The organism is Brevibacterium sp. FAM 27836, assembly GCF_051351055.1.
GTDB lineage: Bacteria > Actinomycetota > Actinomycetes > Actinomycetales > Brevibacteriaceae > Brevibacterium.
This window is the reverse complement of record NZ_CP195711.1, coordinates 3,245,355-3,271,321: the sequence shown is the minus strand read 5'-3', so window position 1 is coordinate 3,271,321 and position 25,967 is coordinate 3,245,355. Positions and strand designations below refer to the sequence as shown.

General features: G+C 66.2%; 20 protein-coding genes. 5 read left to right on the top strand and 15 right to left on the bottom strand.

What is annotated here, in order from left to right; all coding sequences use genetic code 11:
* Window positions 1-2: 2 nt before the first annotated feature.
* Together gltX and ACSE4D_RS14630 are read right to left on the bottom strand one after the other, a co-directional pair.
* On the bottom strand, window positions 3-1,415 hold the full coding sequence (gene gltX, locus ACSE4D_RS14635) for a glutamate--tRNA ligase (protein WP_426937499.1): 1,413 nt from the start codon (window positions 1,413-1,415) through the stop codon (window positions 3-5).
* Window positions 1,416-1,537: 122 nt separating this feature from the next.
* Window positions 1,538-2,344: a fumarylacetoacetate hydrolase family protein gene (locus ACSE4D_RS14630; protein ID WP_426937374.1), complete on the bottom strand. Its 807-nt coding sequence runs from the start codon at window positions 2,342-2,344 to the stop codon at window positions 1,538-1,540.
* 178 nt (window positions 2,345-2,522) lie between these two features.
* Between ACSE4D_RS14630 and hrpB the strand changes: the two genes are divergently transcribed.
* The 3 genes from hrpB to ACSE4D_RS14615 all read left to right on the top strand — a co-directional run bounded on the left by hrpB (window position 2,523) and on the right by ACSE4D_RS14615 (window position 7,394).
* A complete protein-coding gene (hrpB, locus tag ACSE4D_RS14625) occupies window positions 2,523-5,240 on the top strand; it encodes an ATP-dependent helicase HrpB (protein ID WP_436326149.1) in 2,718 nt (905 codons plus the stop codon).
* A gap of 84 nt (window positions 5,241-5,324) precedes the next feature.
* Entirely contained in the window at window positions 5,325-6,278 is a 954-nt protein-coding gene (locus tag ACSE4D_RS14620; RefSeq protein ID WP_436326148.1) for a 3-methyladenine DNA glycosylase, read from the top strand.
* A gap of 60 nt (window positions 6,279-6,338) precedes the next feature.
* On the top strand, window positions 6,339-7,394 hold the full coding sequence (locus ACSE4D_RS14615; RefSeq protein ID WP_436326147.1) for a zinc-binding dehydrogenase: 1,056 nt from the start codon (window positions 6,339-6,341) through the stop codon (window positions 7,392-7,394).
* Between the two features lie 45 nt (window positions 7,395-7,439).
* Here ACSE4D_RS14615 and ACSE4D_RS14610 read toward each other — a convergent pair whose 3' ends face one another.
* From ACSE4D_RS14610 to ACSE4D_RS14565, 10 genes are all read right to left on the bottom strand, one after another.
* Window positions 7,440-8,018: a CG0192-related protein gene (locus ACSE4D_RS14610; protein WP_135539535.1), complete on the bottom strand. Its 579-nt coding sequence runs from the start codon at window positions 8,016-8,018 to the stop codon at window positions 7,440-7,442.
* Window positions 8,019-8,041: 23 nt separating this feature from the next.
* On the bottom strand, window positions 8,042-8,827 hold the full coding sequence (gene thyX, locus ACSE4D_RS14605; RefSeq protein ID WP_135539536.1) for an FAD-dependent thymidylate synthase: 786 nt from the start codon (window positions 8,825-8,827) through the stop codon (window positions 8,042-8,044).
* Between the two features lie 63 nt (window positions 8,828-8,890).
* Window positions 8,891-9,799 (bottom strand): Type 1 glutamine amidotransferase-like domain-containing protein, encoded by a 909-nt coding sequence (locus ACSE4D_RS14600; protein WP_436326146.1) that lies wholly within the window; start codon window positions 9,797-9,799, stop codon window positions 8,891-8,893.
* Window positions 9,756-10,835, bottom strand: coding sequence for a lipoate--protein ligase family protein (locus ACSE4D_RS14595; RefSeq protein WP_436326145.1), 1,080 nt, complete (start codon window positions 10,833-10,835; stop codon window positions 9,756-9,758). The genes ACSE4D_RS14600 and ACSE4D_RS14595 overlap by 44 nt, the downstream gene beginning before the upstream one ends.
* A gap of 9 nt (window positions 10,836-10,844) precedes the next feature.
* Entirely contained in the window at window positions 10,845-13,076 is a 2,232-nt protein-coding gene (locus tag ACSE4D_RS14590; protein ID WP_436326144.1) for a prolyl oligopeptidase family serine peptidase, read from the bottom strand.
* A gap of 65 nt (window positions 13,077-13,141) precedes the next feature.
* On the bottom strand, window positions 13,142-13,789 hold the full coding sequence (locus tag ACSE4D_RS14585) for a GNAT family N-acetyltransferase (RefSeq protein WP_436326143.1): 648 nt from the start codon (window positions 13,787-13,789) through the stop codon (window positions 13,142-13,144).
* Window positions 13,790-13,978: 189 nt separating this feature from the next.
* Window positions 13,979-15,508: a DUF222 domain-containing protein gene (locus ACSE4D_RS14580; protein ID WP_436326142.1), complete on the bottom strand. Its 1,530-nt coding sequence runs from the start codon at window positions 15,506-15,508 to the stop codon at window positions 13,979-13,981.
* Window positions 15,509-15,664: 156 nt separating this feature from the next.
* Entirely contained in the window at window positions 15,665-17,182 is a 1,518-nt protein-coding gene (locus ACSE4D_RS14575; protein ID WP_135539546.1) for an MFS transporter, read from the bottom strand.
* A 250-nt stretch (window positions 17,183-17,432) separates the two neighbouring features.
* Window positions 17,433-18,524 carry a branched-chain amino acid aminotransferase gene (locus ACSE4D_RS14570; RefSeq protein ID WP_135539548.1) on the bottom strand — a complete coding sequence of 364 codons (1,092 nt, stop codon included), beginning with the start codon at window positions 18,522-18,524 and terminating at the stop codon, window positions 17,433-17,435.
* 236 nt (window positions 18,525-18,760) lie between these two features.
* The gene (locus ACSE4D_RS14565; RefSeq protein WP_135539550.1) at window positions 18,761-19,798 is read right to left on the bottom strand and encodes a 3-isopropylmalate dehydrogenase; all 1,038 of its coding nucleotides are present in this window, start codon (window positions 19,796-19,798) and stop codon (window positions 18,761-18,763) included.
* Between the two features lie 249 nt (window positions 19,799-20,047).
* Between ACSE4D_RS14565 and ACSE4D_RS14560 the strand changes: the two genes are divergently transcribed.
* On the top strand, window positions 20,048-20,899 hold the full coding sequence (locus ACSE4D_RS14560) for an HpcH/HpaI aldolase/citrate lyase family protein (protein WP_135539552.1): 852 nt from the start codon (window positions 20,048-20,050) through the stop codon (window positions 20,897-20,899).
* Entirely contained in the window at window positions 20,896-21,639 is a 744-nt protein-coding gene (locus ACSE4D_RS14555) for a phosphatase PAP2 family protein (protein WP_135539554.1), read from the top strand. Before ACSE4D_RS14560 ends, ACSE4D_RS14555 begins: the two co-directional genes overlap by 4 nt.
* Window positions 21,640-21,668: 29 nt before the next feature.
* Here the strand turns inward: ACSE4D_RS14555 and serA are convergent, their stop codons facing one another.
* From serA to ilvC, 3 genes are all read right to left on the bottom strand, one after another.
* The gene (gene serA / locus ACSE4D_RS14550; RefSeq protein ID WP_135539556.1) at window positions 21,669-23,261 is read right to left on the bottom strand and encodes a phosphoglycerate dehydrogenase; all 1,593 of its coding nucleotides are present in this window, start codon (window positions 23,259-23,261) and stop codon (window positions 21,669-21,671) included.
* A 106-nt stretch (window positions 23,262-23,367) separates the two neighbouring features.
* Entirely contained in the window at window positions 23,368-24,660 is a 1,293-nt protein-coding gene (locus tag ACSE4D_RS14545) for a GNAT family N-acetyltransferase (RefSeq protein WP_135539558.1), read from the bottom strand.
* Between the two features lie 245 nt (window positions 24,661-24,905).
* Window positions 24,906-25,937 (bottom strand): ketol-acid reductoisomerase, encoded by a 1,032-nt coding sequence (gene ilvC / locus ACSE4D_RS14540; RefSeq protein ID WP_135539560.1) that lies wholly within the window; start codon window positions 25,935-25,937, stop codon window positions 24,906-24,908.
* Window positions 25,938-25,967: the final 30 nt, after the last annotated feature.

Sequence of the window (25,967 nt, the reverse complement as noted above, 5' to 3'; positions counted from 1 at the left end):
GGTCACAGCTGTGCGGCCAGCGCCTTGAGGCGGGTGAGCGAGGAGTCCTTGCCGAGGATCTCCATCGACTCGAACAGCGGCGGGGAGACCTTGCGGCCGGACACGGCCACGCGCAGCGGACCGTAGGCCAGGCGCGGTTTGATCTCCATCTCGTCGACGAGCTTCGCCGAGAGCACTTCCTCGAGCTTCTCCGTCGTCCATTCCTCGAGTCCTTCGAGGACCGAGAGCGAGGCGGCGAGCACTTCGGGAGCAGAGTCTTTGAGCGTCTTCAGCCCGTCTTCGGCCATGACGAGATCCGCGTCGGGAGTGAAGAGGAACGCAAGCAGGTCCGGGGCTTCGCCGAGCAGCTTCATCCGGGTCTGTACGAGCGGTGCCGCCTGGTCGAGGATCGCCAGCTGAGCCTCCGTCGGCGTCTCCGGCAGCACCTCGGCGGCCTGGAGGTAGGGCACCAGTCGATCACGGAAGTCATCCGTCTCGAGCATGCGGATGTGGTCGGCGTTGATGGCGGTGGCCTTCTTCACGTCGAAGCGGGCCGGGTTGGGCAGGACATCGTGGATGTCGAAGGCTTCGGTGAATTCCTTGACGCTGAAGATGTCGCGGTCGGGCCCGATCGACCAGCCGAGCAGCGCGAGGTAGTTGATGAGGCCTTCGGGGATGAAGCCGTTGTCGCGGTGGAGGAACAGGTTCGATTCCGGGTCGCGTTTGGACAGCTTCTTGTTGCCTTCGCCCATGACGTAGGGCAGGTGGCCGAACTCGGGGGTCGCCTCGGCGATTCCGATCGCCTTGAGGTGTTCGTAGAGCGCGATCTGGCGCGGGGTCGAGGACAGGATGTCCTCGCCGCGGAGCACATGAGTCACGCCCATGAGTGCATCGTCGACGGGGTTGACCAGGGTGTACAGCGGCTGCCCGGTGGCGCGGACGACGACGAAGTCGGGCACGGTGCCGGCCTTGAAGGTGATTTCGCCGCGGACGAGGTCGGTGAAGGTGATGTCTTCATCGGGCATGCGCACGCGCCACACCGGCTCGCGGCCTTCGGAGCGGAAGGCGGCCTTCTGCTCGTCGGTCAGGTCCCGGTCGAAGCCGTCGTAGCCGAGCTTCGGGTCACGCCCGGCGGCTCTGTGCCGGGCTTCGACCTCCTCGTTCGTCGAGTAGGACTCGTAGATGTGGCCGCCGGCCTTGAGCTTGGCGATGACATCGGCGTAGATCTCACCGCGCTGCGATTGGCGGTAGGGTCCGTTGACGCCGCCGACCTCGATGCCTTCGTCCCAGTCCAGGCCCAGCCATTTGAGGGCCTCGACGACCTGGCCGAAGCTCTCCTCAGAGTCACGGGCGGAGTCGGTGTCCTCGATGCGGAAGACGAACTTGCCGCCGGTGTGCTTGGCGTAAGCCCAGTTGAACAGGGCTGTGCGGACCATGCCGACGTGCGGAGTGCCGGTGGGTGATGGGCAGAAACGAACTGTGACGCTCACGATTGTCCTTTGCGTGTTCTTCTCGGGTGTGAGTCGGTGGTGTGTGAGTCGGTGCGCGGTGGCGCGGTTCAGGCGTCCATGACGGGGTTCGACAGGACGCCGAGTCCCTCGATGGCGATGTCGACGCGGTTGCCGGACACGATCTGGCCGACTCCGGCCGGTGTTCCGGTGAGGATGACATCGCCGGGCAGCAGGGTGATCGTCTCCGACAGGTGTTCGATGAGAGTCGGGATGTCGAAGATGAAGTCGGCGGTGGTGCCGTCCTGCTTCTTGTCTCCGTCGACCCAGGAGCGGATGTTCAGATCGTCGATGTCGAGTGCGGTTTCGATCCACGGACCCAGCGGGCAGGAGGTGTCGAAGCCCTTCGCTCGCGACCACTGCTTGTCGGCCTTCTGGATGTCGCGCAGGGTGACGTCGTTGCCGGCTGTGTAGCCGAGGACGTGGTCGAGGGCGTTCTCGGCCTTCACACCCTTGGCGACGCGGCCGATGATGACCGCGAGTTCGGCCTCATAGGAGACGTATTCGCTGATGGCCGGCAGTCGGATGGGGTCGCCGGGACCGATGACCGCGGTGTTGGGTTTGAAGAAGGTCAGCGGTGATACGGGCACTTCGTTGCCGAGTTCGGCGGCGTGGTCGGCGAAGTTGCGGCCGACGCCGATGACCTTCGAGCGCGGCAGGATGGGGCTGACCAGACGCACATCGTCGAGCTTCAGCCTCTCCCCCGTCGATTGGGCCGGTGAGAAGAACGGGTCCGAGTCGAGGACGGCGAGTTCGAGTCCCGAGGTGTCCCAGCTGCCGTCGGTGATCGGCGGCACGTCTCCCTCGACGACTCCGTATTTGGGTTCGTCCTGATGCACAAATCTGGCGATACGCATGTGCCCCAGTCTAGTCAGTGACGGGCCGCTTCCGCGCACGGGTCGTTGTCGGTCCGTGCGCCGGTGGGCCGGATGCGTCCGGATGACTGGTCGGCTCCCGTCCAGGAGCGCCGCGCAGCCGCGTGCGCGGGTGGGGCTGAGTGCGCGGGTGGGGCCGCGCGGCTGAGAGACTGGTGTCATGCCCGATCCGTCCGCCCCGCACAGCTTCGATCTCGCCCGCATCGGTGCGGGCCTGCCCGCAGCCGCGCTCATCGAGGAGCTCCACCTCGCCGAGGCGGCCGGTCCCCCGCGATTGGTCATCGAGGCTCCTCCCGGCACCGGTAAGACCACCGTGGTGCCGCCGATGATTGCCGAGCGCCTGGCCCTGGCGGCCGGTGCGACCGCTGCTGGCGGTGCAGACGCCGCACCGGGGCGGATCATCGTCACCCAGCCGCGGCGGATGGCTGCCCGCGCGGCGGCCAGGCGACTGGCCGCATTGACGGGGACCCGCCTCGGCGAGGTGGTGGGGTTCACGGTCCGCGGTGATTCGCGGACCTCAGCGCGCACACGCATCGAGTTCGTCACCACCGGTGTGCTCATGGCCAGGATGCTGCGGGATCCGGAGCTGGCCGGGGTGTCGGGGGTGATCCTCGACGAGGTGCACGAGCGGCAGTTGGACACCGATCTGATGTTCGCGATGTGTCGGGAGCTGGTGGATCTGCGCGAGGACCTGTCCGTGGTCGTCATGTCGGCGACTCTCGATGCCCGACTGTGGGCTGCACGCCTCGGTGAGGGTCTGCAGTCGCCGGCGACGCTGCTGTCGGTGGCCGCGGACGTCCATCCTCTGGAGATCCGGTGGGCACCGGCGAAGGAGCGGCCCCTCGACGCCAGGGGTGTGACCCGAGATTTCCTGGATCACCTGGCGGCGACGACGCTGCGGGCGATCGAAGAGAACGGGTCCGGTGATGTGCTCGTCTTCGCACCCGGTGCCCGTGAGGTCGACGAAGTGGCTGTGCGGGTGCGGCGGCGTTTGGAGTCAGCCTCGTCCGAGTCTGCGTCGTCCGGGACGGAACCCGCCGCGCCGGTCGAGGTGCACACGCTCACCGGCCGGACGCCGGCGAAGGAACAGGACGCGATCCTCCGCCCTCATGAGTCGCAGTCTTCCCGTCGCGTCATCGTCTCGACCTCGGTCGCCGAATCGGCGCTGACGGTTCCGGGTGTGCGGATCGTCGTCGATTCCGGGCTCGCACGCGGGCCGCGATTGGATACACGTCGGCGCATGTCCGGCCTGGTGACGATGCGCGAGTCGAAGGCCTCGGGCACTCAGCGTTCCGGTCGCGCCGCGAGACAGGGGCCCGGTGTGGCCTATCGCTGCCTGTCCGAGGCCGATTGGGCGAGCCTGCCCGAGCACACTCCGCCCGAGGTTGCGACCTCGGACCTCACCGCAGCGGTCTTGGCCCTGGCGGTGTGGGGTGGGGATGAGACGCTGCTGCCCGAACCGCTGCCGGCCGGACCGAAGCGGCAGGCGATCGACAACCTCGTGGCGATCGGCGCTGTCGATGTCAGTGACACGACGGACGGGTCAGGCGGTGCACCCGACCTCCCGATCTCCGGGCTCCACGTCACCGAGACCGGGCGGGCGATTGCGGCGATTCCCGCCTCGGTGTGGTCGGCACGCGGCCTCCTCGACGGCACGGCGCTGCTCACCCCCGCGCTCGCAGCTGAGGCGACCGCCGTCATCGAATCCGACCAGCGCGCTCCCGGAGCCGACCTCTCAGCACTGCTGCGACAGCTGCGCAGCAGCAGCAAGGATTCCCGCTTCGTCCAGGACCGGAAACGCTTCACCGGCATGGCCCGGCAGTTCGGCGACGGCGGACCCGAAGCGCCCGACGACGCCGCGCTCGACAGACTCGGCCGCCTCGGCACGGACGATCTCGGGCTCATCACCGCCCTGTCCTTCCCGCTGCAGATCGCCCGGCTGCGCAGCGGTTCGGACTCCGACTATCTGCTGGCATCGGGAACCGCGGCGAGCCTGCCGCGGGATTCCTCCCTGCAGGGCAGTCCGTGGCTGGCCATCGCCGAGGTGGGGCTGGCCGGTTCGCGGGCGATCATCCGCTCCGCGGTGCCCATCGACCAGGACACTGCCGAACTCGCCGGTGCCGGCCTGCTCCGCACGGAGGAGACAGCGAGCTTCGAGGGCGGCAAGGTGCGGGCGGTCCGGCGCAGCCGCCTCGGCGGGATCGAGCTCTCGGCCACCCCGATTCAGGCCGGTCCCGAACTCGCCCGCCGGGCCATCGCCGAATCCGTGCGTGAGCGTGGGGCGCGGGAGGTGCTGCGCCCCTCGGAGGCCTTCGAAGCGCTGCGGGCCAGACTCGGGATGCTGCGGCTGGTGTTCGGCGAGCCGTGGCCCGAGGTCAGCTGGCAGCACCTCACGGACACGCTTGACCACTGGTGCCCCGAAGCTCTCGACCGGGTTGCGAAGGGTGCCGACCCTGCGCGGGTCGACCTCGTCTCCGCGCTGCGCACGCTGCTGCCGTGGCCGGAGGCGGCCCGCCTCGAGGAGTTGGTGCCGAGCCGCCTCGAGGTGCCCAGCGGATCCCGGGTTCGGCTGGACTACCCGGATCCCGATCTCGTCGATCCGGAACAGATCCCCGGCCCCGTGCTCGCGGTCAAGCTCCAAGAGTGCTTCGGGTGGAGCGAGATCCCCCGCATCTGCGACGGCAGGGTCGCCGTCACCGCGCACCTGCTCTCCCCCGCCCGACGCCCCTTGGCGGTCACCAGCGATCTCGCGTCATTTTGGGCCAATGCGTATGCCCAGGTCAGGGCCGAGAACAGGGGCGCATACCCGAAGCACCCGTGGCCCGCGGACCCGTTGAGCGCTCCGGCGGCGAAAGGCACGAAACGCTCCGGACGCTGAACCGCAGGCGAATCCGATCTCGCCCACTGTCGGCATCGCCGCCGTCGAATCTGCATCCGCCTCGCGGTCTGGGACAATGGACCGGTGACTTCCGCACTCTCGTCGACTCCGTCCACGACCGAGCGCGCCGACTCCGCGTCGGGCCGCCTCGGTGAGGGTGTCGTGCCTGCCGCGATCTGGCGGCCGCTGCGCGATGCGCACGCTGCCGGGATCGCCGAGCGCACCGATGCACACATCGAGCGGCGGATGCGCCAGGAGTCCCACCCGGTCGAGGATTTCCTCTTCACCTACTATCCGTTCAAGGTCGGGCAGCTGAAGAAGTGGCATCCCGGTCCGGGAGTCCGCGTCGAGCTCGCCGAGGCGGCCGATCATCGGTATTTCGACCGTCGTTGGTATCGCATCGATGAGGACCGGAATTTCGCCGAGGTCGACCTCGGGTCCTGGCGCACAGACCGCGGGGACGGGGCGAAGTTCATCGCCTCTCTGCTGTCGTCGACACTCCATCGGGAAGCGAATTTCGGGTGTTTCGGCATCCATGAGTGGGCGATGGTCTACCGTCTGACCGACGAGCAGCGCCGGCATCAGCAGGTGCCGCTGCGGCTGAGCCCGGCCGAGACCGATGCTGTCGTCGAAAGTCACCGCATCCAGTGTTCGCATCATGATGCGTTCCGCTTCTTCACCGAGCCCGCGAGGCCGCTCAACACTCTGCAGCCGCGCCGGGAGGGCATGATCGCCGATGAGCAGCCCGGCTGCCTGCATGCCGGCATGGATCTGTACAAATGGGCGATGAAGATCTCGCCGATCGCTGATTCCGGTCTCGTCGTCGACTGCTTCGATCTCGCGCTCGACATCCGCACGCTCGACATGGAGGCCTCCCCCTATGACCTGCGCGGATGGGGGTACGGTGTCGTCGCCATCGAGACCGCTGCCGGCAAGGCCGAGTACATGCGCCGACAGAAGGAGTTCTCGGCCCGGGCGCAGGCTCTGCGGGCACGGATGCTCGAGGCTCTGGCGGCCGCCGACATCCACCCGCACTGACGTCCGCCAGAACGCGGACGCGATGATTCCGGGCCGAACGTGCCGTCTACGATCAGCAGTATGCGCGCCATCGTCTTCGATCAGTTCTCCGTCCGCCCTCAGCTGCGCGACATCGCTGCTCCGACCACGCCCGCTGCGGGCGTGGTCATCGACGTCGAAGCCACGGGAGTCTGCCGCAGCGATCATCATGCCTGGTCGGGCCACGATGCGACGATCGATCTGCCTCATGTTCCCGGACATGAGCTGGTCGGTCGGATCGCCTCGGTGGGGGTCGGCGTGGAGGAATTCCGCATCGGTCAGCGCGTGACCGTGCCGTTCGTCTGCGGCTGCGGGACCTGCCGCTGGTGCCTCTCCGGCAATGCACAGGTCTGCCCCGAGCAGACGCAGCCGGGCTTCACGCATCTCGGCTCATGGGCCGATCAGGTCGTCATCCACCATGCCGATGCGAACCTCGTGGCCGTGCCGGAGGAACTCCCGGCCGCGGCTGTCGTCGGTCTCGGCTGCCGCTTTGCCACGGCTTTCCACGGGCTGCGGGCACGCGCACAGCTGAGCGCCGGGGAGACGGTGGCCGTGTTCGGCTGCGGCGGAGTCGGACTGTCGGCGATCATGATCGCCCGGGCTCTCGGCGCGCAGGTCGTGGCGATCGACATCGCCGAGGCGGGCCTTGAGTCCGCGCGGACCCTCGGTGCCGGCAGGACCGTCAACGCCTCCGGGCTGAGTCCGGACGAGCTGAGCGCCGAGGTGGTCGCGCAGTTCAGCGACGACTGCCCCGATGGAGTGGATGTGACCGTCGATGCGCTGGGTCGGGCCGATACGATCCGGGCGGCGATCGGGGCGTTGGCGCCCCTGGGCCGGCATGTGCAGATCGGGCTGCTGCCCGAAGAGCCGGTCATCGATGTGCCGCGGGTGATCGCGCTCGAGCTCAGTGTGCTCGGTTCGCACGGAATGGCCGCCGCCGACTACCCCGGACTCGTCGAACTCGTCGTCGCGGGTCGGCTGCGCCCGCAGGAGCTCGTCACGAAGGTCATCGGTCTCGACGAAGCACCCGAGGCGATGGAGGCGATGAGCGTCCCCGCGGTGACGGCGGGGATGACGATCATCGACCTGGGTCGGTGACGGGCCGACCGTGAGCCGGCCGCCGCGGGTCGGTGCCTCGGAGTCTCAGGCCATGACGGCGAGGACGACCGAGTTTTCCTGACCGGCCCAGCGTCCCAGCAGCAGGCCGCCTTCCGAGCCTTCGCCGGGCGAATCGAGGTTGAGCTGGTAGAGCATCTCAACGTCGCCGGCGCCGGGCAGCGGTCCCGTCCCGAAGGCGTGGGCCACCTCGGTGATCTCGTCTCCGCGGTTGCCGGCTTCGTCCACGCGGTACTGCTTGGCCGAGGTTCCGGCTGTCGCGATGGCGTCGTCGAGGCGCTGGCGGAACACGGGATCGCCCATGCCCGCGTACACCCAGCGTTTCCCGAGCACCGAGTGCTCCATGGTCGCGACCAGATGCTCATCGGCACCTTTCAGCGGTTCCCCGCGGTAGCTCAGCGGAACCTGGAGGTGCCGGTCACCGCTGCGGACGATGTGGACCTCGAGCCCGACCTCGCCGGCGGGGTCATCGAAGCGGTAGGACGTGACCTGTTCCAGCGGGTTCGCCGCGAGGTCGAGTTCGCTCGCCCACTTCTGCGCGGCGACCCAGTCGGTGACGACCTCGAGCTTGCCGGGATTGAGCTGGGCTGCGTAGATATCGGCCATGACGGTTCCTCCTGGTCTCTGGTTCAGGCCTTGCGTGTGCCGGGGATCCATTCCCCGTCGACGACCTCGTAGTCGGCGAAGACTGCGGGGGCCTCTTCCCGCATCACCTCACCGATCTTGTTGAACACGAGGCGGATCTCCTCTTCGGCGCCCTTGGCGGTGCGCATCTCGATGACGTGGCGCAGGGAGCGCAGGTTCGCGGTGTAGACGATGCCGGTGGCCAGGCCCTCAGGGGCGAAGCGGCGCATGAACGAAGTCATGTGCTTCTTGTGGGAGAACTTCGTGCTCGACTCATCGAGTTCGAAGTGCTCGGCCATCCATTTCTGGTGCTCTTCGAGCGTGTCGAGGACCTTGAGGCTGCGTTCCATGAGTTCGGGATCTTCACGGGCCCATTCGGGGAACCAGAACGGGATGTCGGACAGGCGCACATAGCGCAGGGATTCCTGTGAGAATGCGGAGCCCGCGCGGTGGCGGATGAGCTCGTGGGTGAGCACCCGGGAGACGTTGTGGAGGACGAAGGAGAAGTTCGCGTGTTCGAGCACGGAACCGTGCTGGGACCTCACGACATTGCCGATGTACTGCGCGGAATCGGTGCGCACGCGTGAGACGTTCGGGTTCAGCCCCGGCTCCCACGAGCGGTAGCACATGCGGCCGGAGAACTCGAGGAGATCCTCGGCGTCGGGAGATTCCGCGTCCTCGACCCGATCCGCCCAGGACGTGCCGCCGACTTCGTCGAGGTAGGTCCGCATCGCTTCCCAATCGATGCTGGGCTTGGCGAGCAGTTCAACGGACGGTTCGACCTGGCGCATGGCTCTCCTCGTGAAGGGGATGTGGTTGACTCCCAATCCTACAGACCACCGGGGCCGATGCGGTCATTCGTCCGTCCCGAAGTTCTCCTCGGTTCGCTCGTGCTCGGCGACGGCCGCGGCCTGTCCGTGTTCGTCGAGGATTCGGATCCCGCCGTGTTCATCGACGCTGTAGGCTCTCGCCTCCGGAGAATCGACCAGCACCGAGGTGGCTCTGCCGTCTTCGAACACGACCGCGGCGTGATCGTCGATGGCGATCCCGGGGCTGGGAAGTCGGCCCTGTTCGATCCAGCGGAGGAAGGATTCCTCCCGTCCGGGTTCGCCGTGGAAGTGAGGGCAGGCGCTTCCCGGGAGGAAGCCGAGCCCGTCATCGAGCGGGGCCAAAGGACCGAATGAGTCGGTCGAGGAGGCGGCGAACCAGCAGTTCGCTCCCGCGCTGATCCCGGCGAGGATCGTCCCGCCGTCGGCGGCCCGCGCCATCGCCTCATCGACTCCGTGCCGACGCCACAGACTGAGGAGGTTCGCCGTCGAACCGCCGCCGACATAGACGAGGTCCATGTCGGCGAGCATGTCCGGGGCTCGGTAGTCCCAGGGACTCTGGCCGAACAGGGAGAGCACGTGGGTGTGCGCTCTCCCGGCGAACGCGGCTTCGAAGCGTTCGATGTAGTCGCTGCTGTCGCCCGACGCCGTGGGGACGAAGCACACATGCGGTCGTGGATCGTCGGCGCGTCGGTCTCCGACACCTGCAGCCTGAGCCATCCGCAGGAGTGCGTCATCGGTGGCCGACTCCCCTGTCTCCGACATGGAGAACCCGCCTCCGCCGAGGGCGACGATCGTGCCGCGGAATGTCGGGCGATCGGCGGGGTTCGGCTCGCCTGCGGCCATCTCGCCGGCCACGGTCATCTGCTCGTCCAGGATCGCCTGCTCGGCCTCACGGGACTCGGTGCGTCCACTTTTCGGTGCCGAACTTCTCATCGACGAGCTCGCGCGCCCGCTGCAGCTCCGCCTCGGTGTAGGTGCCGTAGGTGGCTCCGTACCGGGTCGCGAAGGTGTCGGCCATGAGGTCGATGATGTCCTTGCGGGCCTCACCGGTCTGGCTGCGCAGCGGGTCGACGCGCTTCTTCGCACTCGCTACGCCCTTGTCGGAGATCTTCGCCTCGCCGATGCGCAGGACTTCGACCATCTTGTCGGCATCGATGTCGTAGCTCATCGTGGCGTGGTGGAGCAGAGTGCCGTCGCGCATGCGCTTCTGCGCGGCGCCGCCGATCTTGCCGCCGGTCGAGGAGATGTCGTTGATCGGCTTGTAGAAGGCTTCGACGCCGAGAGTCTTCAGCGCAGCGAGCACCCATTGGTCGAGGAAGACGTAGGACTCCTCGTAGTCGAGGCCGGCGACGAGGGTGGGAGGGACGAACATCGAGTAGGTGATGCAGTTCCCGCCCTCCATGAACATGGCACCTCCGCCGGAGATCCGACGGACAACCTGCACTTCGTGCTTCTCCACCCCTTCGGGCCGCAGCTCGTTGACGTAGGACTGGAAGGCACCGATGACGGTCGCGGTGTCCTCCCATTCCCAGAACCGCAGGGTCGGCTTGCGGCGGCCGGCAGCGACCTCTTCGAGCAGCACCTGGTCGAGAGCGACGTTGAGCTGGGTCGGCAGCACTTCACCGCGGATGACCTGCCAGTCGAAGTCGGTGAAGTTCGCGGCCGAGCCGAGCGCCCGGCGCACGACCGTGGCGATATCGGCGGTGGAGAACCCGTGCATCGCCAGCTCCGAACCGTAGCCGGCGAGCGCCTCGTCGAGGCGGGCGCGCAGTGCCGCATTATCGGCGCTGACGCTGGCGCCGACGAGTGCCGGGGCGAGGTCGAAGTAGGCTTCTTCGGGTTCGAGGAAGAAATCGCCGGAGATCTTCACCTCGGTGATGGTCTTGTCGTCGGTCACCACATCGGCGACGACGAGTTTGCCGCCGATGACCTTGTATTCGCCGTGGAAGTGCTGTGTCTCGTTCGTCATCTCTCCAACCTACTCCCCTGTCAGGGCGTTCCACAGGAAGCGGTAGCTCAATGCTCTGGTGAACGCTGTCTGCTCATTGTCCGACGCCGCCGAGTGGCCGCCTTCGGTGTCCTCGAAGAACCACACGTCATCGATTCCTGCCGCCTGCATTCGGGCCGCCATCTTCCGGGCCTGGACCGGTCCGACTCGATCGTCGGACGTGGCGGTCCAGAACAGGACCGGTGGGTAGTCACGGTTGTCTTCGATGAGGTGGTAGGGCGAGAAGCTCTTGATGAACTCCCAATCCTCAGCCACGTCCGGGTCGCCGTATTCGGCCTTCCACGAATATCCTGCGCTGAGCTTCGTGTATCGCCGCATATCCAGCAGGGGTACACCGCAGGACACGGCGCCGAAGAGCTCCGGATACTGGGTGAGCATGTTTCCCACCAGCAGTCCGCCATTGGATCCGCCCGCGCAGCCCAGGCGACGCGGGCTCGTCACTCCGCGGTCGATGAGGTCACGGGCCACGGCGGAGTGGTCCTCATAGCAGCGCATGCGGTTCTCCCGCATCGCCGAGGTATGCCATTCGGGCCCGTATTCGCCTCCCCCGCGGATGTTCGCCAGCACGTAGACGCCTCGGCGACCGAGCGAATCGGTGCGGGTCTGTCGGCCGAGCCAGCCGATGCCCACGACCGGAGAGTATCCGGGTGTCCGGCTGACTTCGAACCCTCCGTAGCCGTCGAGGAGTGTGGGGTTGTTCCCGTCGAGCTCGAGGTCTGAAGCCGCGATCTGGAAGTACGGGATCGTCGTTCCGTCGGCGCTGGTGGCGAAGTGCTGCTCGACGCTGAGCCCCTCGGTCGGGAACAGCGCCGGTGCCGTTTTGATCACCTCGGCGATGGGCGTGCAGGTGGCGCCGTCCTCCGAGGTCGAGGTTGCGGGAGTCTCACCCAGCGTTCCGTAGGACAGGGTCGAAGGCGTGAGGAATCCGGTGCTGACCATCCAGTAGTCGTTGGCTGTGGCGGGGTCGAACTTGTCGACGGCGCTGAGGCCGACCATGTGGTTGGCGGGGACGCCGGGCAGGGTGGACTCGGCGAAGTCGTTGCCGAGGTCGAGCACGGTGAGTTTCGACTGCACATCGGCCAGCAGCTCGAGGACGAGGTAGTCGCGGGTGAAGGTGAACGACTGGAGCGAAGTGTGGGCGTCGGGGGTGAAGATCACGCGCGGAGTGATCTCGCCCTGCTTGACCGCGCTGATGTCGGCGACGGCGAGTCCGCCGGCGGGCACCTCGGTGGTGGCGGCGTTCCAGTTCGACTGGGGGCGGAAGAGGACGAGGTCGCGTTCGAAACCGACCTCGACATCGGTGGGCACGTCGACCGCGGTGAGTGCTTCGGTCCACTCCGCGGGGTCGGTGGTGAGCGTGCTGTCGGTGTCTGCGGTGTCACCGCCGACGCGGATGTCGTCGAGGTCGAGGAAGCTCAGCTGCGAGTTGAAGAAGTCGATGGCATCGACGATGACGGCTCGGTCCGTCGTCTCCGCACCTGGTCGGACGTCGCTGCCGACGAAGATGGCGACGTGGTCTCGAGGCACCTCGGCGATGATCGGGGCCTCGGATACGGCCTGTCCGCGTTTGAGCGCTCGAGCTTGGCGGGGGTAGGACGAAGTCGTCAGCGAGTCGGCGTCGGTTTCGGTGGCGACGAGCACGGTGTCGTCATCGAGCCAGGCCAGTCGAGTCTTCGCGGCGGGAATGTCGAATCCTCCGTCGACGAAGGTTCGGTCGTCGAGGTCGAATTCGCGGACCCTGTGCGAGTCGCCCCCGTCCGGAGACAGGAGGATGAGGGCGCGGCGGTGGTCGCTGCGGCGGACCATGGCACCGGACCAGACCCAGGATGTGTCTTCGCGGGCGGCCAGTTCGTCGACGTCGAGAAGCACGTCCCAGTCCGGCTCCGCGGTGCGGTAGCTGTCCCAGGTGGTGCGTCGCCACACACCTTTCGGGTTCTTCTTGTCTCGCCAGAAGTTGAAGAAGTGGTCGCCGCGTTTGGTGACCATCGGAATGCGGTCGTCGGAGTCCAGGGCGGTGCGCAGATCACCGGCGATCGAGTCGAAGAGAGGGTCGTGGAAACGCTCAAGCGTTTTCGCGTTCTGTTCTTTGACCCAGGCGATCTGCTCGTCACCGTAGATGTCTTCGAGCCAGAGGTTTTCGTCTTCAGGCGTTTCAGCACTCGTCGTCGGGGCTGTCGCTGTGGTGGGGTCATCTTCACGCATGTCCCCATCCTAGTGATCACGGCTGACGTGGACACTTCGCCGGTCCGCGACGCTGCCGAGGGCTGTCAGCTCGGTGCCGGCCGGAACATCACGAGGCCGGGGCGCCCGTTAGGCGCTTCGGGGCCGTGCCCGAGCTCGGTGAACCCAAGGCTCTCGTAGAGACGGCGGGCCGGGCTGTCGATGTCGTCGGTCTGCAGCCAGCACCCGTATCCGGCGACGGCGTTCAGCCACGCTTTGAGAGTCCGTCGGCCGATCCCCTGATCGCGGCGTCGCGGGTCCCGTGCGAGCAGGTTGAGTGCGAACGTCGATTCGAGTTCGGTGCAGCGTTCGCCGAGGCTGCTCTGCAGTTCGAATGCCCACGGATACTTCTGTTCTTCCCAGTTCCAGTAATGCCCGTAGGCGAAAGCGCTCAAACGTCCGTCGGTCTGGGATCGGGCCAGCGCCATCACCACTTGTCCTCTGCGGACCGAGACATCGTAGACGTCGGCGAACAGCGTGGCGTATTTGGGATCTTCGTTGAGCGGTGGTTCCGCGGCTGCGGCACCGTAGATCGCTTCGACCTCTTCCCGTGGAGGAAGAACGCCGGACACGCCCGGACCTGAGGGCACGCCCTGCCACCCCGGGCCCAGTCCCGACAGGCGTCCCCACACGACTTCGATCATGGGGGCGACGGACTGTTCGCCGGACACCGGTTGTCCATTGCCGTCGTTCATGGCCATCACCCTAGTGCAGTGCCACAACGATCGGTTGAACTTCCGGTGACCATCTGCCGTTTCAAGTCCAATGACCGGCCGTTCTTCGGGCCGAACGTCCACCCGTTGCTTCAGCTCGAATGACCAGCCTCTGTTTCACGCCGACCGTCCAATCGTGACTCAGACCGAGGGCCAGGCCGCCGCCCCGTCTCACCGGAATCCTGCGTGCGCCTGGATTCCGGTGAGGAGCAGTTCCTCGATGGGGCTCAGCGTTTCATCGTCGGCGTCGAAGATGTCGATTCCGATGGCGGTGCCGCCGACATCGACGGTCGACGGCTGGCCTCTTCGTCGTTTGGCCAGCCATGGGAGCAGCACCTGAATCGATGTGTCGGCTTCCGGCAGTGACGCTGCGGTCCTGTTGTCCGGCGGTGACGCTGCGGTCCTGTTGTCCGGCGGCGCAGTCGTCTCTGCCACGACCTCGCCGTGAACCAGCCCCGGATCGGGGCCGCTGATCGGTTTGGTCCGGGTGCGGTAATGGTGACCAGTCGGAGTGATCACCTCAAGAGCATCTGGGGTCGCCTTGTGGCGCCATCCCGTGAGTTCTTTCGCATAGTTGCAGGCCGCGCAGAGACCGGACGAGTTGTCCCAGTCGGTTTCGCCGCCGGAGGCGAACGAATCCGCGTGATCGGCATGTTTGATGGGCGCCTCGCACCAGGGTGAGCGGCAGACGTCGTCACGGAAGGTAACCATGCGCCGAAGCAGGCCCGAGAATTCCCTGCGCCGCGAGTCCATCCGCACCAGCTGGCCGTCATCCGGACGGGTGTAGAGCCGTCGAATGAACATGGCGGCGTCGTTTTCGACCACGAAGTCCCGGGCCGACTGCGCGGGGATCGGGCCGGCTCCGGGGAACCAAGCAGGCTCGTCTCCCGGCCCGAACAGACTGCTCGCCTGCATGATGAGGTGGATTTCTGTGGGCACGGCGGCGGTCGTCTCCTGCCCGGTCAGCCGCTCAACCAGCAGGTCAGCGGTGATCTGGCTCTGTGTCCGTCCGTCGGCCTCGCCGGTGGCGATGAGGCTCTGTGCCGACTTCTGCAGGTTGGTGTAGGCGGCAACTGCCTGCGGCATCGGCAGCAGTGCCGTCAGGTAGGCCATGTTCCCTGGTGCCGGGCGCACGGTCACCGCGCGCTCTTCGACGCAGCGTTCGAGGTGGTCGACCGCAGCTTTTTGGTCGAGTTTCTGTGCCAGCGCTCGCACCTCGTTGCCGAGTCGTCTGACTCCCACCTCGGGGAGGCGCTCGGCCATACGTTCATCGAGTTCGTGCTTCTTTTCGCGCGGCAGCCAGTCGGATTCCTTCGCGACGACGCGGGCCTTCTCCTCCGAGATGTCGCCGCCCTTCATCGCCGCATAGGTGTGGGGCAGGTCCATGAGAAGCGTGCGCGAGAACTTCAGGAGCCCGTCGCCACGGTAGCGGGAGACTTTCCTCGCCAGGCCGACCTCGGCCCCGACTCCGAGTCCCTGCTTCTTGCTGGCGACTCCGTCTTCGGCTTCCCGGTTTCGGCGGAGCATGTCGAATGTCAGGGTCTCCCGCGCCTGCGCGGCCGCGCCCGCTGCGGTCAGTTCCTCCAACGCCGTGATCCGGTCGATGGCCTCTTCCTCGGTCGTTGCCGGGGGCAATTCGGACAGGCGGGTGCGCCACCGACGGATCTCGGTGAGTACGTCTGGAACCTGCGCTGCCTCCATGCCTCACACACTATACGGAGGCACTGACACGACTTTTCCCGTGCACGTATCCCCAGGTCACAAGCCTGCAAATCGGCTGACGGCCGCCTTCGACCCAGGCAGCCGCCAGGCGGATTCCCGACCCGTCGATTGACTGGCTCAGCGCAGTAGACTGGCTCAGCTCAGTTCTTCGCCGGTGGTCTCTCGAGCGAGGAAGCTCATGAGCACGACCGCTGCGACGACGAGGGCACCGGTGAGGATGAACGTCAGCGTGAGTCCGAGCACCGGCCACATGAACGCGCCGAAGACGATCGGCGCAATGCCCGTCGCCAATCGTGATGCCGCTGAAGCCCACCCGAATCCAGAGCCGCGCAGACGCGTCGGGTAGAGCTCGGAGACATAGGTGTAGAGGGTCGGGATCGCGATCTGGATGACGAACCCGAATCCGATGATCGTCGCTTTCGCAGTGAAGGTGAGTTCGGCACCGGAGGCTTCGATGAACACCGCTGCCCCGACGAGGAGCACAGCGGCGAGGATCGAAGACACACCCAGCACAGCCTTGCGTCCGAATCGCTCGACGATGAGGGCCGAGACGACCACGCCGAGGATGCCGACCGCAGTCATCGACCCCGTCACGAGGAAGGCCGCCTGGTCGGCCAAACCCTGCTTCTTGAGGATTCCGGGCAGCCATGTCAGTGCCGCGTAGTAGACAAGGAGAACAGAGACGAACAGCGACCAGGAGACGAGAGTCGTCTTGGCCGAGTGCTGCCAGAGCTGCACGAGCTGACCGCTGGCAGCACGCAGCTGCCGGTTCACGCTCGAGCCCGCTGAGCTTGCTGAGCCTGCTGGGCTGGGTAGGCCCGCTGGGTCCGCTGAGTCCGCCGGGTCCGCGGGCCCTGCTGAGGAGTCTGAGTGCTGGGCGGTTTCATCGTCCGGAACAGGCTGGACGTCGCCGTCCGTGCCAACAGCACTCGGCGCATCGTGCGTCCATTCACGGACATCGGCGCCGGTGCGCTCGACAAGCCGGGTGATGACTGCGTCGGCTTCCCGGTAGCGGCCGACCGAAGCGAGATAGAGGGGTGATTCGGGGATTCCGAACCGGACAGCGACGGTGAGCAGCGCCGGGACGATCATGACGAGCATGATCAGTCGCCAGTCGCCGAAGTCGAGCAGATAGGCAGACACGAAAGCACACAGAGATGCACCGATCGGCCACCAGCCGTCCATGGCAGTGAGCACGCGTCCACGATGACGACTGGGAGTGAACTCTCCGACCAGCGCATAGTCGACGGGGATGCATCCGCCGAGTCCGAATCCCGCAAGGAATCGGAAGAGGATGAACCACCCGTAGGCTGGAGCGAAGGCCCCGGCGACCGTGAAGATCGAGAAGACGAGGAGCGTGAGAGTGAATGCCTTCTTCCGGCCGATGACATCGGCGATGCCGCCCCAGATGAATGCGCCCAGCGCCATCCCGATGAGGTTCGCTGTGGCGATCCACGCGGCCTCGCCGACGCTCAGGCTCCAGTAGTCGCTGAGCAGCGGGATGAGGAACCCGTTGAGGGCGACGTCCCACGCGTCGAACATGAAACCGAGCCCACCGATGATGAAGATGGCACCCTGAGTGCGCCATTTCCAGGGGAGCTGGGCGATGACTTCGGAGGCGGTCGGTGTCGACGCCGAGGTTGTCGTGTGCACGAAGACACAGTACCTCAATTTACGCACAATTGAGTAAAACAGTCCATGTGCAGGCACGGAACGTACGCGCCGCCTCAGCAACAAGTAACATCCGCACGAACGCAGAAAGGCCGGACGCTGCGATCACCGCAGCGTCCGGCCCGCCAGCCGAGCCGGGGCCCGTCAACCCCGAGCCAACAACCCCGAGGCAGTCCCCGAGCCATCAGCCCCGAGGCCGTCCCCGCCCCGTCAGTCCCGGTCAGCCCCAGCCTCAGGCCAGGCGCACGAGCCAGTTGTTCTTGTCTTCGAGGCGACCGTACTGGATTCCGAGCAGCGTCTTGCGCAGCTCCATGGTCTTCTCGCCAGCGGCTTCGCCGTGGTCGATGGTGAAGTCTTCACTGACGAGCTTGGCGATCGGTGTGATGACCGCGGCGGTGCCGCACGCGAAAGCTTCGACGATCTCACCGCTGGCCGCACCCTCGCGCCATTCCTCGACGGAGATCTGGCGCTCTTCGGGCTCGAGCCCGAGCTGCGGTGCCAGCTCGAGCAGCGAACGACGGGTGACGCCGTCGAGGATCGAGTCGCTCAGTTCCGGAGTGAGCAGCTTGCCGCTCTTCGTCACGAGCATGAGGTTCATTCCACCGAGCTCGTCGATGTACTTATTCTCCACCGAATCGGTGAACAGCACCTGCTGGCAGCCGTTGGCCGCCGCCTCGTTGGTCGCGACCAGAGAAGAGGCGTAGTTGCCGCCGCACTTGGCGAAACCGGTGCCGCCGGCTCCGGCGCGCTTGAGCTTGGGAGAGAGCCAGATCGACACGGGCTTGATGCCGCCGGAGAAGTACGGTCCGGCAGGGGACGCGATGACGTAGTAGTCGACTTCGTGGCTGGCCCGCACGCCGAGGAACCGCTCCGTCGCGATCATGAAGGGACGCAGGTACAGGCTCGACTCGTCGGCGTCCGACTCCGGCGTCGGAACCCAGACCTGATCCTGGGCGACGAGGGTCTTGAGCGAGTTGACGAAGTCCTCTTCGCTCAGCTGCGGCAGAGCGAGACGCTCGGCTGACTTGTTGATGCGCGCGGCGTTGCGCTCGGGACGGAAGGTCCAGACCGAGCCGTCAGCATGACGGTAGGCCTTGAGCCCTTCGAAGATCTCCTGAGCGTAGTGCAGCACAGCGGCCGCCGGGTCGAGGACGAGCGGACCGTAGGGCTTGACCTCGTGCCCCTGCCAACCGTCATCGACCGTGTATCGGATGTGCGCCATATGGTCGGTGAAGTACTGGCCGAAACCGGGATCCTTCTTGATGTTCTCGCGGACCAGCTCGGGTTGCGGCTGGAGATTCTTAAGAACGGTGAAATCAGTCATGGGAGCTCTCTTCTCATTGTGATGAGTGACACTGTCAGGGTAGTCCATCACCCCGGCACGAGTCGCGCCGGGGTGATGTCCGCTTCGTCCCGCGGTCGGGATGATCGCCACTTCGCCGAGGTGGTTGTGAAGTCACACTCCCGCCCTTGCCCAGGTGGCCGTGAAGTCAGACGCACGCCTTCGCCGAGGCAACCGTGAAGTCACGTGCCGACCGTCGCCGACGACGTGGTGAGGGCTCAGCCGAGCCGTGCCGCGATCGCGTCCCCCACCTCGGTGGTGGAGCGCTTCGTTCCGTCGCGATCGGCGAGGTCGGCTTCGACGGCGACCTCGATCGACTTCGCTACGGTCTCGAGCCCGAGGTGAGAGGCCATGAGTGCACCAGAGAGGATCGATGCCGTCGGGTCCGCGATCTGCTGTCCGGCGATATCCGGTGCCGATCCGTGGATGGGCTCGAAGAGGCTTGGCGCGGTGCCTTCGACGTTGAGGTTGCCCGAGGCGGCCAACCCGATTCCGCCGGTGACTGCGGCGGCGAGGTCGGTGAGGATGTCGCCGAAGAGGTTGTCGGTGACGATGACGTCGTAACGGCTCGGGTCCGTGACCATGTAGATCGTGCAGGCATCCGTGTGCTCGTAGTTGACGGCCACCTCGGGGTACTCCTGCCCGACCTTCTCGACGACGCGGCGCCACAGGTGTCCGGCGTGGACCATGACATTGTGCTTGTGGACGTACGTGAGCTTCTTGTTCCGGGCCTGCGCGCGAGCGAAGGCGTCGCGGACGGCGCGCTCGACTCCGTACCAGGTGTTGACCGAGACCTCGGTCGCGACCTCCTGCGGGGTATCGGTGCGCACGGAGCCGCCCGAACCCGTATAGGAGCCTTCGGTTCCCTCGCGGACGACGACGAAATCGATCTTCCCGGGCGCCGCCAACGGGCTGGTCACCCCGGCGAACAGCTTCGAGGGACGCAGATTCACCGCATGCCCGAGCCCGAAGCGCATCTTGAGGATGACTCCGCGCTCGAGCACGCCCGAGGGCACGGACGGATCTCCGCAGGCGCCGAAGAAGATGGCGTCATGGTCCCGCAGCGACTCAAGCTCCTCATCGGTGAGCGTCTCACCCGTCTCATGCCAGCGCTGCGCGCCGACCGTGTAGTCGGTGAGCTCGAGCTCGACGGGCTCTCCCGCGACTTCGATGGCACGCTGGAGGACTTTGAGGCCTTCGGGGACGACCTCGTTGCCGATTCCATCTCCGGGCATGACTGCGATTGAGAACTTCATGCTCACAGAATAAGACTTCATCTCACCATTCAACTCCACTGTCCTATAATGTGGACAGTCGTCTGCACCGACGCAATGGCGCGGGGGTGCAGCGACGTTCGCGCCCGACCCCCGTGTGCCACCATGAACAAATTCACGTCTCAATCCCTGCTGTCGGCTACACATCTGCGCCGGCAGCGACGAAGATGGACATAGCACCCCAAACCCCGTGGGGGCCGCCAGTTCCCAGCCCCGAGAGAAAGTCGATCATTGACCGAAACCATCCGCAATGCCCGTGCCGCAGCTCTGCCCGCCAAGCTCTCCCGGTCCTGGCTGCTCGTCAACGCTGCCAAAGAGGAGAGCTTCACTCCCGCGCAGACCTCGGAAGCGGATTCCGTCATCTTCGACCTCGAGGCTTCCGTCGCCGAAGACAAGAAGCTCGACGCCCGCGACAATGTCGTACGCGCCCTCGAGAACGGAATGTCCGCCTGGGTGCGCATCAACAAGATGGAATCCGAGTTCTGGGATGACGACCTCGCCGCGATCGCGATGCTCCCCGGCCTGCGCGGAGTGATGCTGCCGGAGACCGAACGCCCCGAGCAGGTGTCCTACACTGCGATGCGCGCAAAGGCAGGCCTGCCCGTGCTCGCGCTCCTCGAATCCGCACGCGGAGTCGAGAACGCCACCCGAATCGCCGAGGCGCCCGGCACTTTCCGGCTCGCGTTCGGCACCAATGACTTCCGCAAGGACACCGGCTTCTCCGGTGATCCCATGGCCCTGGCCTACGCACGATCGCGCCTGACCATCGCCTCCCGTATGGGTGGCCTGCCCGGCCCCATCGACGGCCCGTCGGCCGCCGATGCCGATGCCGAGAAGGTCTGGTCCGACGCCGAGATCACCCACATGATGGGCATGACCGGCAAACTCGTGCTCAGCATCGACCAGGTCAACACCCTCAACGAGGCGATGAGCCCGAGCGAGGACGAACGTGACTGGGCCCGGCAGATGCTCGAAGCCGCGGAGGGCGGATCCGAGATCACCGACGGCTCCTACCTCCCGCGCCTGGCCCGCGCGAAGAAGATCGCTTCGCTGGCCGACACCTACGGCCTCTGGAACGCTTGAGCAGGCAGCCCAGCTGGCTGCTGTGGTCGACGCTGCCGGCCGTCCTGCTCGTCATCGCCTTCGGCTTGTGGCTGCGCCTCGACCACATCGGCCCCACTCCGGTCGATCAGTCCTGGCTCGGATTCGTCGGCCTCGACCACGGCTCCGTCCCGTACTGGGTCGCCGTCGTCCTCGCTGAAGTCGGCGGCGGCACCGGTGTCGTCATCTGCACCGGGCTGCTCACAGCACTCTTCGCTCTGCTTCGACGGTGGAGATCCGCTGCCTTCCTGGCCACAACGATGCTCGCCGGCATCGCCACCTCGGAGATCCTCAAAGCCATCGTCACGCGACTGCGCCCGAGCGATCAGCTCTACGAGTCCCTCGGATTCTCCTACCCTTCGGGGCACTCGATGGGAGCCGCCGCCCTGGCGATGAGCCTGGCGATCATCGCCTCCCGTGCTCACGAACAGCGCAGGGAAGCGCGACGCGCACACGCACAATGCGCGGATGCCGACCGTGCTCACGAACAGCAGATGAGGGCTCCGGCACCGAGGCTGCGCTTCCATTGGTCGTTCATCGCCGCGGGCGTCTGGATCCTGACGATGATGTGGTCACGCACCGCTCTCCAGGTCCACTGGCTCACCGATACTCTCGCCGGAGCACTCATCGGCATCGCCGTTGCCGTACTCGCCGATGAGTTCTGGACTCTGCTGAGACGAAGGACCCGCTCACCCCGCTTCGCTCTGTGGCTGGCGGGATGAACGGGCCCTGATACGGACGCTTCGGTGAGTCAGTCCTCCTGCAGCGACACCGCGGTGAACGTCGATGCATTCACGGCCCCGGCGACGGCCTTGACGACCTCGTCGGAGACGACCGAGTCGACTGCGAGCACAGACAGCGCCTCATTGCTCGTCGACGCGGGCGAGACCTGCATACCGGCGATGTTGACGCTGTTGGCCCCGAGCGCCAGACCCAGCTGACCGATGATGCCCGGCCGATCCTCATAGCGGAAGATCAGCAGGTTGTCGGTCAGCTCGATCTCGAGCGAGTAGCCGTCGACCTCGGTGAGCTTCTGCACGAGTTTCGGTCCGGTCACGGTGCCCGCCACGGAGATCCGCTGTCCTGTGCTCGTCGTCGCCGTGAGTCGAGTGATATTGCGGAACGACTCGCAGTAGGGATCGGTAACGAGCTCGACGCCGATTCCGCGCTCCTCGGCCAGCAGCGGTGCATTGACGTAGGAGACCTGGTCGGACACGACGTCCTTGAACAGGCCCTTGAGAGCGGAGAGCTTGAGGACGGAGACGTCCTTGTCCGCGATCTCACCGTTGACCTCGACCTTGAAGTGCGTGACCGAGGAGTCGGCCAGCGCATTGACGACCCGGCCGAGACGCTCAGCCAGCGGGATGCCCGGGCGCACATCCTCGTGGATGGCACCGCCGGCGACGTTGACCGCATCGGGCACGAGCTCGCCGGCCAGGGCCTTGCGCACGGACTTCGCGACGGCCACTCCGGCCTTCTCCTGTGCTTCATGCGTCGAGGCACCCAGATGCGGGGTGACGTTGACGGAGTCGAGCTCCATGAGTGCCGAATGCTCCGGCGGCTCGGTGTTCCACACGTCGATGCCGGCACCGCCGACCTCACCGGCCGCGATCGCCGAGGCGAGTGCCTCCTCGTCGATGATGCCGCCGCGGGCGACGTTGATGAACCGGGCACCGGGCTTCGCGGCCTTGAGCTCCTCGGTGCTGATCATGCCGATCGTCTCAGGTGTCTTGGGCATGTGCACGGTGACGAAGTCGGACACGGCGAGCAGGCCGGGCAGGTCGACGACCTCGACGCCCATCTGCGCGGCACGGGCCTGCGTGATGTAGGGGTCGTAGCCGACGAGACGCATGCCGAACGACTTCGCGCGCTCGGCGACGAGTCCGCCGATGCGACCGAGTCCGACGATGCCCAGCGTCTTCTCGTAGAGCTCGACGCCGGTGTACTTCTTCCGGTTCCACTCCCCCGCCTTGAGTGAGGTGTTGCCGGCGCCGAAGTAGCGTGCGGATCCCAGGATGTGGGCCATGGTCAATTCGGCAGCCGAGACGATGTTCGACGTCGGTGCGTTGACGACCATGACACCCGCCGAGGTGGCAGCCGGGACATCGACATTGTCGAGTCCGACGCCGGCGCGGGCGATGACCTTGAGATTCTTCGCCGCCGCGATCGCTTCGGCATCGACCTGCGTGGCCGAGCGGACGAGGATCGCATCGGCATCGGCGATGGCGGGAAGGAGCTGGGAACGGTCAGCACCCTCGGTGTGGCGGATATCGAAGTCTCCTCCGAGAGCTTCGATGGTGGCCGGCGACAGTTCTTCGGCGATGAGCACGACGGGTTTGGGCACTGATTTCCTCCTGGTGGTGCATCCGGGACGTGTCCATCTTATGAGACTTCGCGAATGCGCTCACAAGGTCTCAGATTCTGGGAAAATCGCTCAACAGACCGGGCCCTCAGAAACCGTTCGGCGAATACGGTGCCCGACCGAGGCTGAACATCGCGCTGGCGAGCACGGCAGCCCCCGGAGTCTTCTCATCGAGGCGCCCAGCGCGGGAGAGGATGACCGGATCGGCCCCGCCGAAGTACAGGGAGCCGAGCTCGGCGATGCCCAGCCCGAGGTCTGCAGGCGTCGAATCCGAGGCGGGTGTCACCTCGGCGCTCTGCCCGTCCGAAGTGATGGTGAACCGTCCCCCGGTCAGGTCGAGCGAATCGTCGACATCGATCGTCAGGGTCCCGGGCACGTACCAGGGTCGGGCCTCCAATGCGGCCTTGACGTCGAGGATGCGGATCCAGATGTTGTCTTCGGTCGCTACGGTCTTCACGCGTCGCGAATCGGTGAGCAGCCACGGCAGCGGAGAGTATTCGGCGGACTCGGCGAAGGTCACCCGCGTCGAGAGGTCGATCGCGGCGAGGAATGACCACAGGGAGGCGTACGCGGCATCGGTGACGGCCACGAAATCGATGATGTCGACGGTCGGCGGGGTCTTCGACCAACCGGCGAACTTGTAGGAGACATAGCCGTCGGGCTCGCCCTGCTCATCGAAGTGCAGTGCCGCGCGGACTCCGCGGTCCTCTTCCCCGGTCTCGACATTGAGCGCACCGGTGGCGCGCTCGATGTAGGTCTGCTGGCGCTCCATGGCTCCGGGCGAGCTCCGCATGAATTCGCCGTAGATCTTCGGAGCCAGCTCCCGCAGCTCACTGGGCAGGCACATCTCCACCCGCCGGTCGGGTTCGCGGACCATCTTGAACCCGGGCGAGGTGTCGACCTCGATCGAATGCGACCACGTGGCCACACCGAAGCCGAATCGGGAGTAGATTCCGCCCTCGGTCGCCGTCAGCGCGGCGAACGGATAGCCGTTGGCCTTCGCCTCGGCGAGGTCGGTGGTCATCAGCGTGCGGAGCAGTCCGCGCCGCCGATGGGTTGGGCGCACCGTGATCCACGTGATGAGGTGGCCGGGCACGAGGCGTCCCCCGCCGACGTTGACGAGCTTCTCGAACCACGCGAACGTCGCCACCGGGATCGCGGAGTCGAGCCCATGGGCGAACTCCTGATCAGCGTAGACGGCCGTGAGGTTGCGCCCATCGGCGATCGCCCGCTTGACCCGATTGAGCAGGGCCGCATCGGTCGACCGCGGGTCGTGGAAGCCCACGCTCGTCGACGCGAAATAGCCTTTCGTGCGCTCATCGGGCTCGCCGGTGGACTCGTCGATGGTCGGTTTGAAGTCTTCGAATCTGTAGTTCGTCACCCCTCCACAGTAATCGAGATCACCTCCCCGTGCCGCCGAAGGCGTGAGAAACGGCAGAACCTGAGCAGAGAACCGTCGAACAGCTCGCCACCTCGGCGAGGCGGATCCATCGGGCACACCATGACCCGGCAACTCGTCTCCGCACCTGCGCCGGCACACGACGAAGCCCCGGACACCTGTCGGTGTTCGGGGCTTCTCTCACCTCATCCGGCGGTGCTCAAGCACCGCCGCCTCGGCGAGGGGACTCAGCGAGCGGCAGTGCCCTCGGTGTAGTCGTCGTCGCTGTCCTTGAGCCATGCGAACATCTTGCGCAGCTCGCGACCGGTGGACTCGATCGGGTGCTGCTCTTCCTTCGCACGCAGCTCGTTGAACTCCGGTGCACCGTTCTTCTGGTCGTTCATGAAGCGCTCGGCGAACTTGCCGTTCTGGATGTCGTCGAGGACGCCCTTCATGTTCTCCTTCACCTCGGGGGTGATGACCCGCGGGCCGGAGACGTAGTCACCGTACTCAGCGGTGTCGGAGCAGGACCAGCGCTGCTTGGCGATGCCGCCCTCGACCATCAGGTCGACGATGAGCTTGAGCTCGTGGAGGACCTCGAAGTAGGCGATCTCGGGCTGGTAGCCGGCCTCGGTCAGGGTCTCGAAGCCGTACTGCACGAGGTGCGAGACTCCGCCGCAGAGCACGGTCTGCTCACCGAACAGGTCGGTCTCGGTCTCCTCGGTGAAGGTCGTCTTGATGCCGCCGGCGCGCAGGCCGCCGATGGCCTTGGCGTAGGACAGGACGGTGTCCCAGGCCTTGCCGGAAGCGTCGACCTCAACGGCGACGAGGACGGGCACACCGCGTCCGTCGACGAACTCACGACGCACGACGTGGCCGGGGCCCTTCGGGGCGACCATGATGACGTCGACACCCTCGGGAGCCTGGATGTAGTCGTAGCGGATGTTGAAGCCGTGGATGAACACGAGCGTCTTGCCGGGAGCCAGCTGATCCTTGATCTCGCTGTTGTAGATCTCGGCCTGCACCTGGTCGGGTGCGGCGATGGTGATTACATCGGCCCATGCGGCCACCTCGGCGGGGGTGCCGACCTCGAGGCCTTCGGCAGCGGCCTTGTCGCGGCTGGCCGAGCCCTCCTTGAGGCCGATGCGGACCTCGGCGCCCGAGTCGCGCAGGCTCAGCGAGTGCGCGTGGCCCTGGCTGCCGTACCCGATGACGGCGACCTTCTTGCCCTGGATGACGGACAGGTCGGCATCATCATCGTAAAAGCGTTCTGCTGCCATAGTTCTAGCTCCTTAGGATTACGGGGTGAT

Excerpts from the sequence above, each read along its gene's own strand:
- gltX (WP_426937499.1), bottom strand. The coding sequence starts at position 1,415 with ATGGTCCGCACAGCCCTGTTCAACTGGGCTTACGCCAAGCACACCGGC.
- ACSE4D_RS14630 (WP_426937374.1), bottom strand. The coding sequence starts at position 2,344 with ATGCGTATCGCCAGATTTGTGCATCAGGACGAACCCAAATACGGAGTC.
- hrpB (WP_436326149.1), top strand. The coding sequence starts at position 2,523 with ATGCCCGATCCGTCCGCCCCGCACAGCTTCGATCTCGCCCGCATCGGT.
- ACSE4D_RS14615 (WP_436326147.1), top strand. The coding sequence starts at position 6,339 with ATGCGCGCCATCGTCTTCGATCAGTTCTCCGTCCGCCCTCAGCTGCGC.
- ACSE4D_RS14610 (WP_135539535.1), bottom strand. The coding sequence starts at position 8,018 with ATGGCCGATATCTACGCAGCCCAGCTCAATCCCGGCAAGCTCGAGGTC.
- thyX (WP_135539536.1), bottom strand. The coding sequence starts at position 8,827 with ATGCGCCAGGTCGAACCGTCCGTTGAACTGCTCGCCAAGCCCAGCATC.
- ACSE4D_RS14600 (WP_436326146.1), bottom strand. The coding sequence starts at position 9,799 with ATGAGAAGTTCGGCACCGAAAAGTGGACGCACCGAGTCCCGTGAGGCC.
- ACSE4D_RS14595 (WP_436326145.1), bottom strand. The coding sequence starts at position 10,835 with ATGACGAACGAGACACAGCACTTCCACGGCGAATACAAGGTCATCGGC.
- ACSE4D_RS14590 (WP_436326144.1), bottom strand. The coding sequence starts at position 13,076 with ATGCGTGAAGATGACCCCACCACAGCGACAGCCCCGACGACGAGTGCT.
- ACSE4D_RS14585 (WP_436326143.1), bottom strand. The coding sequence starts at position 13,789 with ATGAACGACGGCAATGGACAACCGGTGTCCGGCGAACAGTCCGTCGCC.
- ACSE4D_RS14580 (WP_436326142.1), bottom strand. The coding sequence starts at position 15,508 with ATGGAGGCAGCGCAGGTTCCAGACGTACTCACCGAGATCCGTCGGTGG.
- ACSE4D_RS14570 (WP_135539548.1), bottom strand. The coding sequence starts at position 18,524 with ATGACTGATTTCACCGTTCTTAAGAATCTCCAGCCGCAACCCGAGCTG.
- ACSE4D_RS14565 (WP_135539550.1), bottom strand. The coding sequence starts at position 19,798 with ATGAAGTTCTCAATCGCAGTCATGCCCGGAGATGGAATCGGCAACGAG.
- ilvC (WP_135539560.1), bottom strand. The coding sequence starts at position 25,937 with ATGGCAGCAGAACGCTTTTACGATGATGATGCCGACCTGTCCGTCATC.